This is a genomic window from Flavobacterium sp. (assembly GCF_031537875.1).
In the GTDB taxonomy this organism is placed as follows: domain Bacteria; phylum Bacteroidota; class Bacteroidia; order Flavobacteriales; family Flavobacteriaceae; genus Flavobacterium.
Window position 1 is genome coordinate 1 of the sequence record NZ_JAVKNB010000005.1, and the last position, 20,357, is coordinate 20,357.

Annotated in this window: 1 protein-coding gene; it reads right to left on the reverse strand. The window is 42.2% G+C overall.

The genetic code is table 11. The annotated features are described in order from the left end of the window. On the reverse strand, window positions 1–20,297 hold a 20,297-nt coding region (locus RMR09_RS01595), incomplete at its 3' end, for an Ig-like domain-containing protein (protein WP_310594089.1). Window positions 20,298–20,357: the final 60 nt, after the last annotated feature.

Here is a 20,357-nt window from a genome sequence, read left to right on the forward strand (position 1 = left end):
CTGTAATCTGGTGTACCATCGCCGTCAGTGTCTACTGGTGTAGTTCCTGTACCTCTCTCGATTGCATCTGTGATTCCATCATTATCTGAATCTGCATCTCTGTAATCTGGTGTACCATCACCGTCAGTGTCTACTGGTGTAGCGCCTGTACCTCTCTCGATTGCATCTGAGATTCCATCATTATCAGAATCCAAATCTTTGTAATCTGGTGTACCATCGCCGTCAGTGTCTACTGGTGTAGTTCCTGTACCTCTCTCGATTGCATCTGTGATTCCGTCATTATCTGAATCTGCATCTCTGTAATCTGGTGTACCATCACCGTCAGTGTCTACTGGTGTAGTTCCTGTACCTCTCTCGATTGCATCTGTGATTCCGTCATTATCTGAATCTGCATCTCTGTAATCTGGTGTACCATCGCCATCAGTGTCTACTGGTGTAGCTCCTGTACCTTTCTCGATTGCATCTGAGATTCCGTCGTTATCAGAATCTGTATCCATGTAATCTGGTGTACCATCACCGTCAGTGTCTACTGGTGTAGCGCCTGTACCTTTCTCGATTGCATCTGTGATTCCGTCGTTATCAGAATCTGTATCCATGTAATCTGGTGTACCATCACCGTCAGTGTCTACTGGTGTAGCGCCTGTACCTTTCTCGATTGCATCTGTGATTCCGTCATTATCTGAATCTGTATCCATGTAATCTGGTGTACCATCGCCGTCAGTATCTACTGGTGTAGCGCCTGTACCTTTCTCGATTGCATCTAAAATTCCATCATTATCAGAATCTACATCTCTGTAATCAGGGATACCATCACCATCAGTATCTGTTGGATGCAATGGATCAGCACCTTTCTCAATTACATCTGAGATACCATCGTTATCAGAATCAAGATCGATATAATCTGGTGTTCCGTCTCCATCTGTATCTACTGGAATTCCAGCATTTACACGTTCTACCGCATCAGGAATTCCATCTCCATCAGAATCAATGTCTCTGTAATTTGGTTGACTATCTCCATCTGTATTCAATGGGGTTGTTCCCGAACCATTTTCGATTGCATCAGAGATACCGTCACCATCAGAATCTACATCTCTGTAGTCTGGAACACCATCGTTATCCGTATCTACTGGTGTCGTACCTGATCCCATTTCAATAGCATCTTGAATTCCGTCATTATCCGAATCTGTATCCAAATAATCTGGTGTTCCGTCTCCATCTGTATCAATTGGTGCATTTGGATTCGTTCCTTTTTCGATAGCATCAGAAATACCATCTCCATCAGAATCTGCATCATACGGGTTACGTTTACCGTCACCATCTGTATCTGCAGGTGTTGTTCCTCCGTTTACTGCTTGAGGCACACCATTAGCATCAACTGGACCATCAATTCTTCCGTCACCGTTTACATCTAAACCATTTGATTCTCTTGCATCGGTAATACCATCGTTATCTGAATCCGTATCTAAGCTATTGATAATTCCATCTCCATCTGAATCACAGGTAGTTGATGTTGGCGAGCAAGCCGCATTTTCAACAACATCCGTAATTCCATCATTATCATCATCTAAATCAACTGCATCTGGAATACCGTCTCCATCCGTATCAGTTCCTGGACATCCATTCATATAAGGTGATCCAACAACCAAAGGACAATCATCTACTATATCTAATACTCCGTCTCCATCTGAATCCACATCTCTGTAATCAGGGGTACCGTCATTATCAGTATCTGCTGGAGTAGCTCCAGTTCCTTTTTCTACTTTATCTGTAATTCCATCATTGTCAGAGTCTGGGTCTTGGAAGTCTGGGATACCATCACCATCTGTATCGATAGGATTGTTACCATTCTCACCTTTTTCCACAGCGTCAGTTATTCCATCGTTATCAGAGTCTGTGTCTCTATAATCTGGGGTTCCATCTCCATCTGTATCGGCAAGACCTGGTCCTGCTCCTTTTTCAAGAGTATCTGGAATTCCATCATTATCAGAATCCGTATCTAAATAATCTGGTGTTCCATCTCCATCAGTATCTAACGGAGCATTCCCATTAGCACCTTTTTCGATAGCATCTGAAATACCATCTCCATCTGAATCTAGGTCATACGGATTAGCGTTTCCTGTTCCATCAGTATTAGGAGGAGTTACTCCACCATTTGATGACTGAGGTACACCATTAGCATCTACTGCACCATCTACCATTCCGTCACCGTTAGCATCTGTTCCGTTAGTTTCTCTAACATCAGAGATTCCGTCGTTATCAGAGTCTGGATCTAAACGGTTTGGAATACCGTCTCCATCTGTATCACAATCTGCCGCTGCTGGATTACAAACTGCTCCTTCCACTGTATCTAAGATACCGTCATTGTCATCATCTGCATCAAGTCCATCTACAATTCCGTCACCATCAGAATCCACAGGACAACCTGTTGTGCTTCCAAATCCATCTACATAAGGACATTGGTCTACACTATCCGCAACACCATCACCATCAGAATCTGTATCCAAATAATTTGGAATTCCATCTCCATCTGTATCGGTAACCCCTTCTTGGTTGTCTGGTTTTCCATCGTTATCAGAATCCGTGTCTTGGAAGTCTGGAATACCATCGCCATCTGTATCAAGCGGTGTAGTTCCTGTTCCTTTTTCTACTGCATCTGGAATACCGTCGTTATCAGAATCCAAATCTCTATAATCTGGAATACCATCACCGTCTGTATCTGTTGGTGTACATGGTGTTGTACCTGTACAACCCAAATCTTCAGTCGCATCTAAGATTCCGTCATTATCTGAATCGGTATCTTGGAAATCTGGAATACCATCACCATCTGTATCCAATGGATGTAATGGGTCAGTACCTTTCTCTACTGCATCTGGAATACCGTCGTTATCAGAATCGGTATCTCTATAGTCTGGGATACCATCACCATCTGTATCCAATGGATGTAATGGGTCAGTACCTTTCTCTACTGCATCTGGGATTCCGTCGTTATCAGAATCGGTATCTTGGAAGTCTGGAATACCGTCTCCATCTGAATCAAGAGGAGTTGTTCCTGTTCCTTTTTCTACAGCATCTGGAATACCGTCTCCGTCAGAGTCTAAATCTCTATAATCTGGAGTTCCATCACCATCAGTATCAACCGGAGTTGTTCCTGTTCCTTTTTCAGCTGAATCTAAAATACCATCATTGTCTGAATCAGTATCTTGGAAATCTGGAATACCATCTCCATCTGTATCCAATGGATGTAATGGATCGGCTCCTTTTTCGGCTGCATCAGAAATTCCGTCTCCGTCAGAGTCTACATCTCTATAATCAGGTGTTCCATCTCCGTCAGTATCTGTAGGCGTACATGGCGCTGTACCTGTACAACCTGCATCTTCAACGCTATCTGGAATACCGTCACCGTCAGTGTCAGTATCTCTATAGTCTGGAATACCATCGCCATCTGTATCGCGAATAGCCGTTCCTGGTCCTTTTTCTACTGAGTCTGGAATACCATCATTATCAGAATCCAAATCTAAATAATCTGGTGTTCCATCACCATCTGTATCAAGAGGTGTTGCTCCGTTTGGTCCTTTTTCGATAGCATCAGAAATACCATCTCCATCAGAATCTACATCATACGGATTAGCACTTCCGTCACCGTCAGTATCCGCAGGTGTTTTACCACCATTTGTAGAGACTGGTACACCGTTAGCATCTACTGCTCCATCAGCTTTACCATCGTTATTCGCATCTACTACTCCTGCCTCGATTGTATCTTTAATACCATCGTTGTCTGAATCTGCGTCATAACGGTTTGGAATACCATCACCGTCTGAATCGCAATTTGGACTAGCTGGGTTGCATGCTGCATTCTCTACAGTATCTAAGATACCATCGTTATCATCATCTAAATCAACCACATCATCAATACCGTCTCCATCAAAGTCAGCAGGACAACCATTGTTGCTCACTGTACCGGCTACTGTAGGACAGATATCAGTTGCATCTGGCACACCATCTCCGTCTGAATCAGCGTCTTTATAATCTGGTGTTCCGTCTCCGTCTGTATCTACAGTTCCTTCTTGACTATCTGGAAGACCATCATTATCAGAATCTGGGTCTCTATAATCTGGGATTCCATCTCCATCTGTATCGGCAGGTGTTGTTCCTGTTCCTTTTTCTACTGCATCTGGAATACCATCGTTATCAGAATCAGTATCTTGGAAATCTGGGATTCCGTCTCCATCTGTATCAAGAGGTGTTGTTCCTGTTCCTTTTTCTACTGCGTCTGGAATACCGTCGTTATCAGAATCAGTATCTTGGAAGTCAGGGATTCCATCTCCATCAGTATCTTTTGGAGTCGTTCCTGTTCCTTTTTCTACTGCATCTGGAATACCATCTCCATCAGAGTCTGTATCTTGGAAGTCAGGTGTTCCATCTCCATCTGTATCAAGAGGGGTTGTTCCTGTTCCTTTTTCAACTGCATCTGGAATACCGTCTCCGTCTGAATCCAAATCTCTATAATCTGGCGTTCCATCACCATCTGTATCTGTTGGCGTACATGGAGCTGTTCCTGTACATCCTCTATCTTCAGTTGCATCTGGAATTCCGTCGTTATCAGAATCGGTATCTTGGAAATCTGGAATACCATCTCCATCTGTATCAAGAGGGGTTGTTCCTGTTCCTTTTTCTACTGAGTCAGGAATACCATCACCATCAGAATCTAAATCTCTATAATCAGGGATTCCGTCTTTATCTGTATCCAATGGTACATTTCCATTAGTACCTTTTTCAACAGCATCTAAAATTCCATCATTATCAGAATCTAAATCTTTATAATCTGGGGTACCGTCATTATCAGAATCTAATGGATTGTTTCCATCAGGTCCTTTTTCTACAGCATCTGGGATTCCGTCACCGTCTGAATCTAAGTCATACGGGTTCAATTTTCCATCGCCGTCTGTATCTGGAGCTGTTAATCCGCCGTTAGCTGATTGTGGCACTCCATTAGCATCTACTGCTCCGTCAACTTTACCATCATTATTTGCATCTGTTCCACCTGCTTCTTTCACATCAGAAATTCCATCATTATCAGAATCTGGGTCCAAACGATTTGGAATACCGTCTCCATCTGAATCACAATTTGTTGCGGCTGGGTTACACGCTGCATTCTCAACTGAATCTAAGATTCCGTCGTTATCATCATCTAAGTCAATAGCATCAATTATACCATCACCATCAAAGTCATCTGGACAACCGTTTGTAGCGGCGGTTCCTACTACTAATGGACATTGATCAATACTATCTGGCACACCATCACCATCAGAGTCTGTATCTTGGAAGTTCGGAATACCGTCTCCATCCGTATCTGCAGCACCTTCTTGGTTGTCTGGTTTCAAATCGCCATCAGAGTCTAAATCTCTGTAATCAGGAATTCCGTCTCCATCTGTATCAGTAGGAGTACATGGAGCTGTTCCTGTACATCCTGCATCTTCCGTTGCATCTGGAATACCATCATTATCAGAATCTGGATCTCTATAATCCGGAATACCGTCTCCATCTGTATCGATAGGTGTAGGTCCATTTCCTTTTTCTACCGCGTCTGGAATACCGTCATTATCAGAATCTGTGTCTTGGAAGTCAGGAATTCCGTCTCCATCTGTATCAAGAGGTGTTGTTCCTGTTCCTTTTTCTACTGCATCTGGAATACCGTCATTGTCAGAATCCGTGTCTTGGAAATCTGGAATACCATCTCCATCTGTATCTTTTGGAGTCGTTCCTGTTCCTTTCTCTACTGAGTCTGGAATACCATCATTATCTGAATCAGTATCTTGGAAATCTGGAATACCATCTCCATCTGTATCTTTTGGAGTAGTTCCTGTTCCTTTTTCTACTGAATCTAAGATACCGTCTCCATCTGAATCCAAATCTCTATAATCTGGGATTCCATCATGATCTGTATCAGTAGGAGTACATGGAGCTGTTCCTGTACAACCTGCATCTTCAGTAGCGTCTGGAATACCATCGTTATCTGAATCCGTATCTAAGTAATCAGGGATTCCGTCACCATCTGTATCAAGCGGTGTTGTTCCTGTTCCTTTTTCTACTGCGTCTGGTATACCGTCTCCATCAGAGTCTGTATCTTGGAAGTTTGGAATACCATCTCCATCTGTGTCAAGTGGAGTTGTTCCTGTTCCTTTTTCAACGCTATCTAAAATACCATCGTTATCCGAATCTGTATCTTGGAAGTCTGGTGTTCCATCTCCATCTGTATCTTTTGGAGTAGTTCCTGTTCCTTTTTCAACTGAATCTAAGATACCGTCGTTATCAGAATCTGTATCTTGGAAGTCAGGGATTCCATCTCCATCCGTATCTTTTGGAGTGGTTCCTGTTCCTTTTTCGATAGCATCTGAAATACCATCTCCATCAGAATCTGTATCTCTGTAATCAGGAGTTCCGTCACCATCTGTATCAAGCGGTGTTGTTCCTGTTCCTTTCTCGATAGCGTCTTTAATTCCGTCATTATCCGAGTCTGTATCTTGGAAATCTGGAATACCATCTCCATCTGTGTCCAGTGGAGTTGTTCCTGTTCCTTTTTCAACGCTATCTAAAATACCGTCTCCATCAGAATCTGTATCTCTGTAATCAGGGATTCCATCTCCATCTGTATCTACTGGAGTAGCTCCTGTTCCTTTTTCTACTGCATCTAAGATACCATCGTTATCTGAATCAGTGTCTAAATAGTCTGGGATGTTATCTCCATCAGAATCTACTGGTGTTGTTCCTGTTCCTTTCTCAATAGAGTCAGGGATACCATCTCCATCAGAATCTACGTCATACGGATTGGCTTTACCATCTGAATCAGTATCTAGTGGAGTCAATCCGCCATTTGCTGATTGTGGCACTCCATTCGCATCTACTGCACCATCGGCTCTACCGTCATTATCTGCATCTGTTCCTCCTGCTTCGATTACATCATTGATGCCATCGTTATCTGAATCAATGTCCAAACGGTTTGGAATTCCGTCTCCGTCTGAATCACAATTTGGATTAGCTGGTGAACAAGCTGCATTTTCAACTGAATCTAAGATTCCGTCATTATCATCGTCTAGGTCTTCGGCAGCTGTTATTGCTAAAGTTCCTGTACTTGTTGCGCCTTGACCATCACTTACTGTATACGTAATTGCTGGCACTGCACCTGAATAACCATCTGCTGGTGTGAACGTGTAACCTCCATCTGCATTCACTTTCAAGGTACCTACTCCTGGAATATCTACGATACTACCTGCAGGATACGTTTGTCCATTAATTGTGAAATCAGTTACTGTTAACGTATTGTTTTCAGCATCAGTATCATTCGCTAGTACATTTCCTGAAGCGGTTTCGCCTTGACCTACAGTTTTAGTGTCATTTGTAGCTACCGGTGCATCATTTACAGGCGTCACACTAAGATTTAAATTAGCTGAATCCGTTGCTCCTGTACTATCTTGAGTAGTGTACACAATTGTTGGTACATCTCCGTTATAGTTTGCTGCTGGAGTGAACGTAAATGTTCCGTTAGCATTAATCACTAGTGTTCCCACACCTGGAATTGTAGCCGTTGTTCCTGCTGGATAGGTTACTCCTCCTACTGTAAATTCTTTTACAGTAATGGTATCTCCATCTATATCACTATCGTTAGCCAATACATTTCCTGTAGCAGGTGTGTCTTCTGGTGTAGCGATATTGTCATCGTTAACCGCCATTGGTGTATCGTTAGCCGCCGTAATTGTAATGGCAAGGCTTCCTGTGTCTTTTCCACCGTCTCCATCACTTACTGTGTAGGTAATGGCTGGCACCGCCCCATTATAGTTTGCGTTTGGAATAAATTCGTATGTTCCATTAGCATTCACTTGAATGGTTCCCACTCCTGGGATTACTGATTTACTTCCTGCTGGATAGGTATAAGTAACCCCTCCCACAGTAAATGAGTATTCCGTAATAGCTAGGGTTGTTCCTGCATCAGCATCTGTATCATTAGTCAATACGTTACCTGTTGCCGTACCATCTTCAGCCACAGTTACAGTATCGTCTGTAGCCACTGGAGCTGCATTTACTGGTGAAACAAACAAGTCTAAATTAGCTGTGCTTGTTAAACTACCATCAGAAACTGTATACGTAATCATTGGTACATCTCCTGAGTAACCCGTTGCTGGTACAAAAGTGAACGAACCATCAGCGTTTACTGTAATTGTTCCTTCTGTCAAGGTAACTGGTGTTCCAACAGGATAATCTGTACCACCTATTGTTATTTTGGTTACCGTTAAAGTGGCACTATCCACATCGGTATCATTAGTTAAAACATTACCTGTTTTAGTTGATCCCGCTGGTGTTGTTACTACATCAGTAGCAGGTAGCGGAGCATCATTTGTATTGGCTACAGAAAGTGTCAAAGTTCCTGTAGTGTTGCCACCATTTCCATCACTAATCGTGTACCCTATTGCAGGAATTGATCCTACATAACCAAAGGCTGGCGTGAAGGTATAACTACCATCAGCATTCACTACAATCGTTCCTTTACCAGGAATAGTAGCGGTTTCGCCTGCATTATAGGTTACTCCACCTACCGTAAACGTAGTGATGCTTAGTGTATCTCCATCGGCGTCAGTGTCATTAGCCAAGACATTACCTGATTTTGGTGTGTCTTGAGGTGTAGAAGTGGTTTCGTTAGTCGCCACTGGTACATCGTTCACGGCAGTTACCGTAATATCTAATTTACCTGTATCTGTTCCTCCATTAGCATCAGTAGCAGTGTACTCAATAGTTGGTACCGTACCGTTATAATTTGCCACCGGAGTGAAAGTGTAGGTTCCATTGGCGTTTACTACTACTGTTCCAACTCCTGGAATAGTAGCGGTTTGTCCTGCTGTATACGTTGTTCCGTTTACTGTAAAACTATTTACTGTTAAAGCAGTATTTCCTGAACCTTTATCGTTAGACAATACATTTCCTGTAGCAGGAGTGTCCTCAGCTACCGCTTTAGTATCATCAACAATACTTGGAACGTTACCAATTAATAATCGAGCTGGGTTTGTAGTTACATTACCACAAGTATAGTTCGACTCTTTAATTTGTAAACGGTATTTGTATTGGTTCATTGCCATGGTTACATTACTCACTACCAAAGTAGTCGTTGTAGCCCCCGCAAATGTTGTATTATTGGTTACATTAGCCCATGTAGCTCCACCATCTGTACTTTGCTCCCATTGGTAGCTTGTTACACCAGATCCTGGCGTTACTGCTGCCGTGAAGGTAGCTGTTTCTGCTACTTGTACAATTTGGTTGGCTGGTTGTGTCGTTACAACACTAGCTCTACCCGCAGTAGTCACATTAGTATTCGTACCTGGATAACTTGCTCCCGTCACTTTACCTGTTGCATCTACCGCTGGTGGATTACCTGTTCCATAATATTGATTGTTGTCAGTTCCTTGAGCCGTAGTGTTTCCGTAGGCTTCATTCGCATCTGAACATCCATCATTATCTGAATCTGAGTCTAAATTATCTGCAATTCCATCACCATCTGTATCTACTACTGGAGTATAACATTCTGCTAAAATAACATCGTCAATAGCAAAATCATTTCCTCCGCCAGAGATGGCGTTACTTACCAGCTCGTACGTCATAGTTGATGTAGTAGCTGTAAACTCTAATTGGAATTGAGCCCAGTTCAATGTAGTATTAGAGTCGCTAATGTCTCCTGTAGACACACTAGCCACTACAGTGCCTGAAGCGTTTTTGATACGCAATAGGATGTTTGGTTTTACTGGACATGAATTACAAACATTCGCAATCCAAGCAGAGAATTTAAACTTCTTACCTACGGTTAAGTAATTTAATGTGTTAGTGTAAGCTACTTGACCAGGATTAGCACCATTGATCAACAACATGGCGCCACCACCACCAGTAGAGTAGGTAGTATGGTCTTTATTTTCATTTATCCATGCCGCAAAACCTCCTAATCTTGCGTTAGAAACCACGGCATATTGACCGTCATTGGCGCCACGAACTCCGTCTTGCCAAGTCCAAGTATAGCCTGGTACTGTAGCCGCAGAAATACGATCTCCATCTCCTAAATTCAATTTCTGTGCACCAGAGAAATCGCCTGTTACCCCAGCAACAGCGGTACTGATACCCACGTTGCCAAAGGTTTCACTATTCATAGTAATGAAATTACAACCAGGTGCTTCCACGCTGTCTAAAATTCCATCGTTGTCATCATCCACATCGTTCAAGTCAGATACACCGTCGTTATCGGTATCAGTACATCCGTTTAAAGTTGTATTGATTGCACGTGGATAGGTATAGTTCACGTTTGGCGTACCATTATCAGTAGCTGTTTCTTTACTATTTGCTAATCCGTTTGTTCCATAAGGACCCGCTACGGTAGCATCTGTTAAATTACTTACAGTACCTGCCTCAACCGCATCGTTACATCCGTCACCGTCTGAATCTAAATCCAAATGGTTTGGAATTCCGTCTCCGTCTGTATCCACATTTGGCGTAAAACATTCGCTTAAAGTAATATCATCTAAAGCAAAGTCGTTTCCTCCTCCTGCTGCTGCATTACTTACCAAGTCATACGACATGGTAGAGGTTGAAGCCACAAATTCTAAGTCGTATTTAGTCCATAATATCGCACCTGCGCTAGAAGCCACGTCGCCTGTAGAAACACTACTTACCACTGTACCTGAAGCGTTTTTGATACGCAAGATAAGGTTCGGTTTAATCGTCGTTGTGTTGTCAAAAACATTGGCAACCCAAGCAGAGAAACGGTATTTTTTACCAATGGTTAAGCCCATTACCGTATTGGTATAGGCCACCTGGCCTGGGCTAGCACCGTTGATCAATAACATGGCGCCACCACCACCGGTATTCTCGGTAGTATGGTCTTTGTTAATGTTGTACCAACCGTAGCCACCCAAACGTGGGTTAGATACAATAGCATACTGCCCGTCTTGTGCATAACGGTTACCGTCTGACCATGCCCAAGCATAACCGGGTACTTTGGCTGCGCTCAATTGAGGGCCATCACCAGCATTTAAAGCATAAGGGCCTGTAAAATCGGCGGTACCCACCACCGAAGCCACAGCCGTACTAATACCAACATTACCAAAATTATCTGAAGCAAAAGCAACATAGTTACATCCTGGCGACTCTACTGTGTCTAATACACCATCGTTATCATCATCTAAATCGATATAATCTGCTATCCCATCATTATCATTATCAGCACACATATTAATAGTGTTGTATAATGCATATTGGTTGTAGGTGTAAGTGCTATTGTATACCCCACTATCAGCCGTAGTTTCTTTGCTATCGGCCATACCGTTGGTACCATAAGGACCCGGAATTACTGTTTGTGTTTTAGTTGTGGTTGTTCCTGCTTCAGAAGCATCCCCACAACCGTCACCATCAGAGTCTAAATCTAATGAGTTGATAACACCGTCTCCATCGGTATCAATACATACTGCTGGTGAAATTATAGTTACTTTGACATCGTCAATGAAATTACCCCAAGCAGGATCGGCTACTGAAGAAGATACAGATGAAATTACAAAATAAGTTTGAGCTTGACCTGCTGGAACCGTGTAAGTACCTGTGTAAGTACCCCAAGCTGATGTACCATCAGACATAGTCGCAACTGTTGTTAATGAGTTTAATCCACTTCCTAAACGAAGCGCTGCTACATCTACACCGCTTCTACCTCTGTGTTTGATAGACCAAGAAATTTTAGCACCTGCATCCAAACATAATACTTGGTATAATGAACCTGGAAGATATGCATTCAATTCCATAAAACGATTACCATCTGCCGCTGGAACAGAACCACTACTAGTCCACATTTCCATTTGACCGTCAGCAGCTGTTGTTCTCCAACCAGGCATAGTTGCGGCGGTTTGGAAAGTTCCTGTAGCAGGTAATTCAAAACTTTCATTAATAATTGGAGCTACTCCAACACAATTGAATCCACATTCAACAGCATCAGTTACTCCGTCATTATCATCATCTAAATCAATAAAATCAGGCACCCCGTCATTATCTGAGTCGGTACAAGCATTTTGGAATTCATTGGTAGCATAACCGTAAGTATAAGTTCCATTATAAATGCCATTATCAACTGTTGTTTCTTTGCTATCGGCCATACCGTTAGCTCCATAAGGACCCGCTAGGGTAGTCATTGTTTTGGTGGTAGTTGTGCCCGATTCAAAAGCATCACCACAACCGTCGCCGTCTGAGTCTGTATCTAATCGGTTTGGTTTACCGTCTCCATCTGTATCTGTTGTACAGTTAGATGAGAACGCTCCTACTTGACCAATGAAACGGATTTCACCTAAGGTAATATCAAAGGCTGCGGGAATACTACCTACTGCAGCAATTTCCCAACCATCTGAAACTCCTTGATCCATTTCTTCATCATACCAAACTTCCAATACTTCAAAATCAAATGAACTAATCGAAGCAATTGGCTCGTCAAAGTACAATTGTTTAGCATTTGGAGAAGGCGTACCTAAATCAAAAGTTTGTGATTTAGCAGTTCCTGAACAATCCGTCCAAGAAACCTTGAATTTTTTCATTGGTGCATCTCCACCACCGTAAGCATTAGATCCTGGAATCCACATCGCAATACCTTTAACATCTTTAGGAGCAGGTAAAGTAAATCTCCAAGCATTACCAATACCTGTAGAAGAAGACACGTATAATGCATTTGTAATTAAAGTTGGTGAACTATGTGAGATAGTAGCTAAAGAAGCTTCAGTTGTTGGTACTGCTGATAATCCTGATCCATCATATGAATATTTTGGAGTAGTATATCCAGTAGCAGTAAGGTTATTTGGATACGTTTGTACACTAATTGGTGCAATAATTTCAGCCGTTGAGTTAGCTAAAGCACATCCACATTCTACAACATCAGTTACCCCATCATTGTCATCATCCACATCAATTACATCTCTGATGCCGTCGTTGTCAGAATCTAGACACGCATTGATAATGGTATTAACTGCATAACGGTACACGTAGGTTCCTGTATATAAACCACTTTCGGCAGCGGTTTCTTTGCTGTCTGCAAAACCGTTGTTGCCATAAGGCCCCGCAACCGTAGTGCTTGATGGCGTGGTTACTGTACCTGCCTCAAGCGCATCAGAACAGCCATCTCCATCCGAATCAAGGTCCAAATGGTTTAAGATTCCATCCCCATCAACATCACATTGGAAAGCTGGATTGGCAATGTTATTAAGTGTCCAAGTAGCGGTATTGGCTGCGTTGATGTTGGCATAGAACATGTTGCTCAAATAGTTACCTGTGTAACTCGCTTGATCTGTCCAAGTACCTGCTTTGCTAAATCCTGCATCACGATCGTTAATTACATAGGTAGTGGTACCATTGGTAATCAACATCGCATCGGCAAAATAGTACGATCCATTTACTCCCGCAGCCGGAAGGGTTTGGATTTTAATTTGTTTGTTGGCATCGGCAGAAACATTCGAAGCCAATAGCGTCCAGGCTACTCCATTGTAATTGAAGGTTCCTGCCGCTTTTTGATTCAATACCACATTCGTCACACCCGCTCCTGTAATTTTAACAGGAAGGTTAGTAGGAACGTTAGCATCGTCTCTTCTATTATAGGTATAGACTTTGTATTTGCTCACAGCAGCCGACTCAGGGCATTCTACTGCGTCTAAAACACCGTCGTTGTCATCGTCTAAATCGTCTAAATCAGAAACGCCATCGTTATCGGTGTCTATACATTTATTTACTGAAGCATCAGTAGCTCGATCCATAGCATAGGTACCTTTATAAATACCATTGTCCGCGGTGGTTTCCAAAACATCGGCCAAACCGTTGGTGCCAACAGTAGTCGTATGTTTGTAGTTGGCTGTTTTGTCGGTGGTTGTTCCTGCCTCGTAAGCATCCGAACATCCGTCACCATCAGCATCTAAATCTCTAAAATCAGGCGTTCCATCTCCGTCGGTATCTGTACATACCACAGTTGGAGTTGTAAAAGTCCATGTAGCTGTAGTCGCCGTTGTAAATGGAGCTTGAATGTATTGATTGGCTCCGCCATAAGATCCTGCTACATTTTGTGATGTCCAAGACCCAGTTACCGCAAAATTTGCAGTGTTTGTTGGATTATTGTCTATAGTAAGTGTAGTAACGCCATTGGTAATTAACATAGCATCTGCTACGATATAAGTTCCTGTAGTGGCGCTTGTAGGTGCTATTTTTACTGAAATAGTATTTGTGGCACTAGGATATACATCAGTAGCTACTAGTTTCCAATTGGTAAGTCCATCTGCTGTTAAAGCATTTGCCGTTCCTACTGTTCCATTTGTTCTTTGATCTAAAACCACATTTTGTGTGGTTTGGCCAGATATAATGACAGGCGCAATTGAAGACCAACCTGCATCAGGACGGTTGTAAGTATATACTTTGTATGGTGCCATTGCCGGACACTCTACTGCATCCAAAATACCGTCGTTGTCATCGTCGATGTCTAAATCATCTTGGATACCATCTTGGTCTAAATCAGCACAAGATGTAAGGGTAGCATTGAGTGCTCTTGCATAGGTATATGTGCCATTGTAAACACCGCTTTCAGTTGCCGCTTCTTTGGCATCTACAAAACCATTTGCTCCATAAGGCGCAGGATGAGCATAATTGGCCGTAGCATTTTGTGTAGTACCTGCTTCTTTCGCATCCGAACAGCCGTCGTTATCTGAATCTAAATCTAAATAGTTCGGAATTCCATCATTATCAAAATCGCAAGGCTCAACTTGTCTTACCCTAACGTCGTCTAAAACAAAGTCTTCGCCTGTTGCGTTATTCCCTAACGAATTGTTTTGTATTTCGAAAGTAACGGATGTAGTGGCAGCAGTAATAAGCATGCTGTATTTTTTCCAAGCAAAGTTACCTTGTAATATATTACCAGTACTGATAGTGCTTATAACTTGATTAGAAGCGTCTTTAGCGCGGAGCGTAAGGTTTGAAAACTCTCCTAAAGAGGTTAATGGATTTGCAATAAATGCAGATAGTTCATATTGCTTACCTACTGTTAGTCCTGTAACTGTTGTAGTATAGACTACTTTAGTGGTAGCCATGTTAAAGCCCATGTACATGTTTCCATTTACGTCATTTGGCGTATTGTCTAATCTACCCGCGGTCCAATATCCTGCTTGGTGTGTTGGCACAGCACTATAAATGCCACCTTCGCTAGTAGTTAGTAACATTCTGGCGTTTGGAATTGTAGGCACTGAAGACGCTGTTCCAAATGTTTCCCAGAATAGGTTTTGACATTCATTTTCAACCTCGTCGAGCACGCCATCATTGTCGTTGTCTAAATCATATACGTCAGGAACACCATCGTTGTCAGAGTCTGTACATTCGTTTAACGAACTATCAGTTGAAAAACCAACAGCCTGACCAGCACCAGCAACTAATGGAACACCATTGGTGCCAACATTTCCGGTAAGCATCTTGGTTGTTGGGTTTACTTGCCCAGAAGCCACGGTAAAACTAGCTCCACCTTCGGTAGCATCGTTACAACCATCGTTATCCGAATCTAAATCGTATTGATCTAAAGTGCCATCGCCGTCGGTATCTATTCCACAAGCTCCTGTTACGGCAACCGCTCGGAGATAAAAATCGAAATTGTTGATTGCTGCGGTGTTAGCTGAAACATCTGTAAAACGGACTGTAGCCGTTGAGCCAGTTGTAGCAAAATCAAGGCTTTCGCCTGTCCAAGCTGTACTTAATGTTCTTGTGATGGTTTTGGTTGCAATTACGTTAGTTCCGTTTAATACATCAACCCTTATTGCTGCACTACCACTTGTATTAGCAGAAGCAGGCGCAGAACCCAAGGCCTCAAAAGTTAATTGATATAGGAAGTTAGGTGCTGTGGTGATTACTTGGCTTAAAACTCCATTTGGAGCGGTATTGGCAGAGTTAAAAAGTATTGCGCTACCGTTAGAAATAACGTTGCCCGAAACCATCCAGCTGCCAAAATTATTTTGTCCGTTTCCATTGGTAATTTTTTGACAAGATGGATTTTCAACGGCGTCTAAAATACCATCATTGTCGTCATCTAAATCAATAAGGTCACTATATCCGTCGTTATCGGTATCTATACAAGCAGTTAATCCGTTAAAGGTTGCATAAGTATAGGTATAAGTGCCGTTGTAACGATTGTTGTCGGCGGTGGCTTCTAAAGCATCGGCCAAACCATTGGTTCCTACGGCGGTAGTGTGTTTAAAGTTCGCAGTACTCGATGTTGTCGTTCCTGCTTCTTTCGCGTCTGAACAACCATCGTTATCCGAATCCAAATCTAATCGGTTTGGCGTACCATCCCCATCGGTATCAATATCGGTACAAGCTACATCTAAAGAAAATTGGGTTACTTTAAAATTATTATATCCTCTGGCATTATAAGCAGAGAAGGCTAAGTTGTAATCAGAAACTACACCTTGAAATTGTCTAATAATTGTACCATTGTTTTTAACCACAACCCAACCCGTTTCAGAAATGTCCATTTCTACTTTGGTGCCTGCGGTATAAGGAACATTGTCAATATCCCAAGTGGTATTAGGCAATTTACCTCTAATTACAGCGGCATCATTGTATATTTTGTACGCTCCATCCGTCCAGTTGGTAGGGGTTTTGGTGGCACCAACAGGCAATAGCCCCACCATGGCATAACTTGCAGTTGTGCCCGTGTTGTATTCGATATGGATAGGAAGTTTAAACGCTTGGTCCGAATATTTAGACGTCCAGCTTGCGTTATTTCCTGATAAAGTTAAGGTTGTGCCAGATAATGTTACTGTAGTTGTACTGCCGTTGTAAGTTACGCCTCCTAAGTTGACCTCTGGATACACACAATTTGTGCTCTCCATAGTATCTACAATACCATCATTGTCATCGTCGATGTCTATTACATCTACAATGCCGTCGTTGTCTGTGTCTATACAAGCGTTAAGGTTGGCCGCTACGGCATACTTGGCGTAAGTAGAAGGATATGAAGTGGTTCCCGACTCTGTGGTAGCCTCTAGTCCGTCAGCTAAACCATTAGTGCCATAAGGCCCTGTTGCAATAGCATTGTTTAACGTAATGGTTGTTGTGGTGCCGTTTGCAAAATTGGTTGCGGTTCCAGAGGATAATGTTCCCGTTACCCCAGCTTCTTTAGCATCAGAACATCCATCGCCGTCTGAGTCTAAATCTAAATGATTTGGAATTCCGTCACCATCGGTGTCAATATTAGTACATTCTTTATATACTGAGTACGAACGTAATTTTATATTAGATAAGGTTTTGGGTTGTAAAGAAGAAAGAGTTAGGTTATAATCTGACGCAACTCCTTGGTAGGCTAATTTTTGAACGCCACCTACTTTTACCGTTACATAACCTGTTTCGTTAATGTCAATTTCAAATAATTGGTTTGCAGTAAATGCGGTTGCGGCAATGTTCCAAGTGGTTGCCGGGAACTTACCATAATAATTTGCACCTGTAAAATAGAATTTATACGAAGAAGCATCAGTCCAGTTGTTGGTTACTTTGGTTGCTGCTACCGGCATTAATCCTAGCATCACCTGATTGGCATCAGTATTGGTATTAAATTCTAAATGAATTGGCAATTTAAAGGCTTGATCTGAATAAGAAGAAGCCCAAGCGCCTGTGGTTCCAGATGCAATAGTAGTAGCATTAGTTACTGAAAATACTGCAGCTCCATTAAAGGTTAATTGTGTCAAATCTGCAGCTGGAAAAACACAATCTGTTTGCTCCATCCAGTCTACTACACCATCGTTGTCATCGTCTAGGTCTACATAATTATAGACAGAGTCAGAATCCGTGTCCGTGGTGTTTTCTTTTGTAGCAAATGTAATAATGGCATTGTTAGGAATCACTGAAGAAGCTTCCCATGTAGCTGCCGCTCCCGTTCCTACTAAAGTCATAGCGGTATAAGTTGCATTACTAAAGTTACCATCACCATCAGCATCCACAACTAAGTACATGATATTAGCATCGTATTTTTCTGCTGCGGTAGATGGCAACACATTTGTTGCTGTATTTCCAAAAGCTGGGGCAGAAACCTTAGTGGCTTGCGTAATGCCTATGTTACTGGCTTTCCATTTTCTTCCTATATGAAAATAGTTTCCTACTTTAGTGCTGGATAATGCCAAACTTCCATTATCATCCCCTATCATTAAATAGGTATTATCCGTTGCAATGTCATTTCCTGTTGCACTTGTATTTTCTGTTCCAATTTTCGAATTATTACCCAAGGTCAATAATTGTCCTGATTTTTTTACAGAAGTAGATTGACGCTGGTGTAACCCTTGACAGTCTGAACGTCCAATACCGAATACATTATTATGGTAAGTTGCATTAGCTGTTTTGTCCCATACTTTTGTAGTACCGTTAGCTGCTACATAATCGTGTCCCAGTTGAATACCATATTTAATACCTAAATAGGATTCAATGACATTTTGTTCAGCAGCAGTTGGTACGTTTTGGTACGTCAAGATTTCACCAATAGGTCCATTCCATGAACGCGTTTGTCCAGCTTGATAGGATAAATTCGTAGCAATAAAGGGATTCAATACATCTTTTGTAGTTGTACTTACGATATTTGGTTGTCCATTGGCACCAAAATCATAAGTAGAGGCAATAGTTCCTAAAGTACCATCTTTCCACCAAGCGCTTTGTGCATCCGTCATTCCGCCTGAATAGGAGAATGCCCCTCCTACACCCCCATGAAAAAATGGAGCAGTTCCCACACTACTACCATTTAATACGTGATCGTAATCGGCACCATCACCTGTATATTGAGTAACCCAAAAAGCAGAACGTATATTGGTTTGATCTGGAATTCCTAACGCAGTATTTGCTGCATTAGAAAATAACATTGCTGGGTTAAAGTTGATTTGATTGGTGGCATAAGTTGCTTGATTTGCAGCTGTAACCTGGAAAGCATCATTTTCATTTCCTGAAGCATCTTCCCAAAGTGCTACCTTAGTATTATTAGCTAAGGCAGTACTTGTTTTAGTATACACATCGGCACGCATAGCACGGTAGGTCACAAAGTCTGAAGGAATGATGCGCACATAACGACACGTTACTGGTGCGTCAAAATCAGCATAGTTGATTATGTTATACGCTTCGTTTCCTTTAAACAAACCTAAGTCGGTCCAAGTTACATTGTCCGAAGATACACGAACCGCATAATCGGTTACATATCCTGTACCCGCACTTGCTCCCAAAGTAGCAACACCATCAACGGTTTTAATTGAGCCTAAGTCTAAAGTCAAAGAACCGATAGGCCCGGTGGTGGGGTTAGAGTTTGACCCCTCGGCCGCACTTGGCAGCCAACCGTTGGTTCCTGTTAAAACAGAATTCCCTACAACCCAGTTCGCATCCAAAAAACTTGACGCTGTTCTTGATGCTGCAGGTACATTTAATAAAGTACGGGTTACATTTTGTTGTCCGTCCGCTTTCAACCACATCATTGGTGTGCTGGTAGCACACGCTGGTGAAATAGCAGGAAGGTAGGGTGTAAAGGTATATTTAATTCCACCGTTTGCAGCTCCACCTGGCCAAGCAGCATTCGTTTGGTAGGCTTGTTCATAAGATGGAATATGATTGGCCGTTTGTACATAGATATATTCTCTACCATGGCTTAAGTTAGCCACCCCCGTAGAAGCAGACTGTCCTGCTGCAGTAGGACCTGGTCCATATAAGAATTCTATTTTATTAGAGGTTTCATACAACTTGATTTGGTAAGTAGTAGCACCTCCAGCATTTAAAGCATAGCTTCCATTGAACTGTACGGTCATCACACGGTTGGGAGCACTACCTTCTAATAGGTAACGAATCCCTCCACCATTAGCAGATGAACCTGTGTAGGTAGCATCCCACCAAGCAAATAGCTTAGGCGAGTCTGCAGCAGTAGGCACCGTATTATTACTATTGGTACTTACGGCTACACTACCCAGTTTTAAAATACCCGCAGCGTTCATCGAGAACTGGGTATAGTTCACACCTTGGAAGTTGAACGTAAAACCAATATCGGTTACTGCTGAAGCAGCACCCAATGCAGTTCCCGGTTGAACAATTAATGTTCCTCCTGTGATAGGCGTGTAAGCCGCCGCTTCACTTTTAAACCTAAGGTTGGTCATTTGTGCGTTTGCAGTAGTAGTGTTGAACACCATGGCAAACAAATAGAAACTAAGTACTGCAACATAAGCACAATACTTCTTAAACGAAGTTGTAGAAAAATTTTTCATACAGTGTGGGGTTATTGTATAAATTATATGTGCGACAAAATTACTTTCGTTATTATTTTT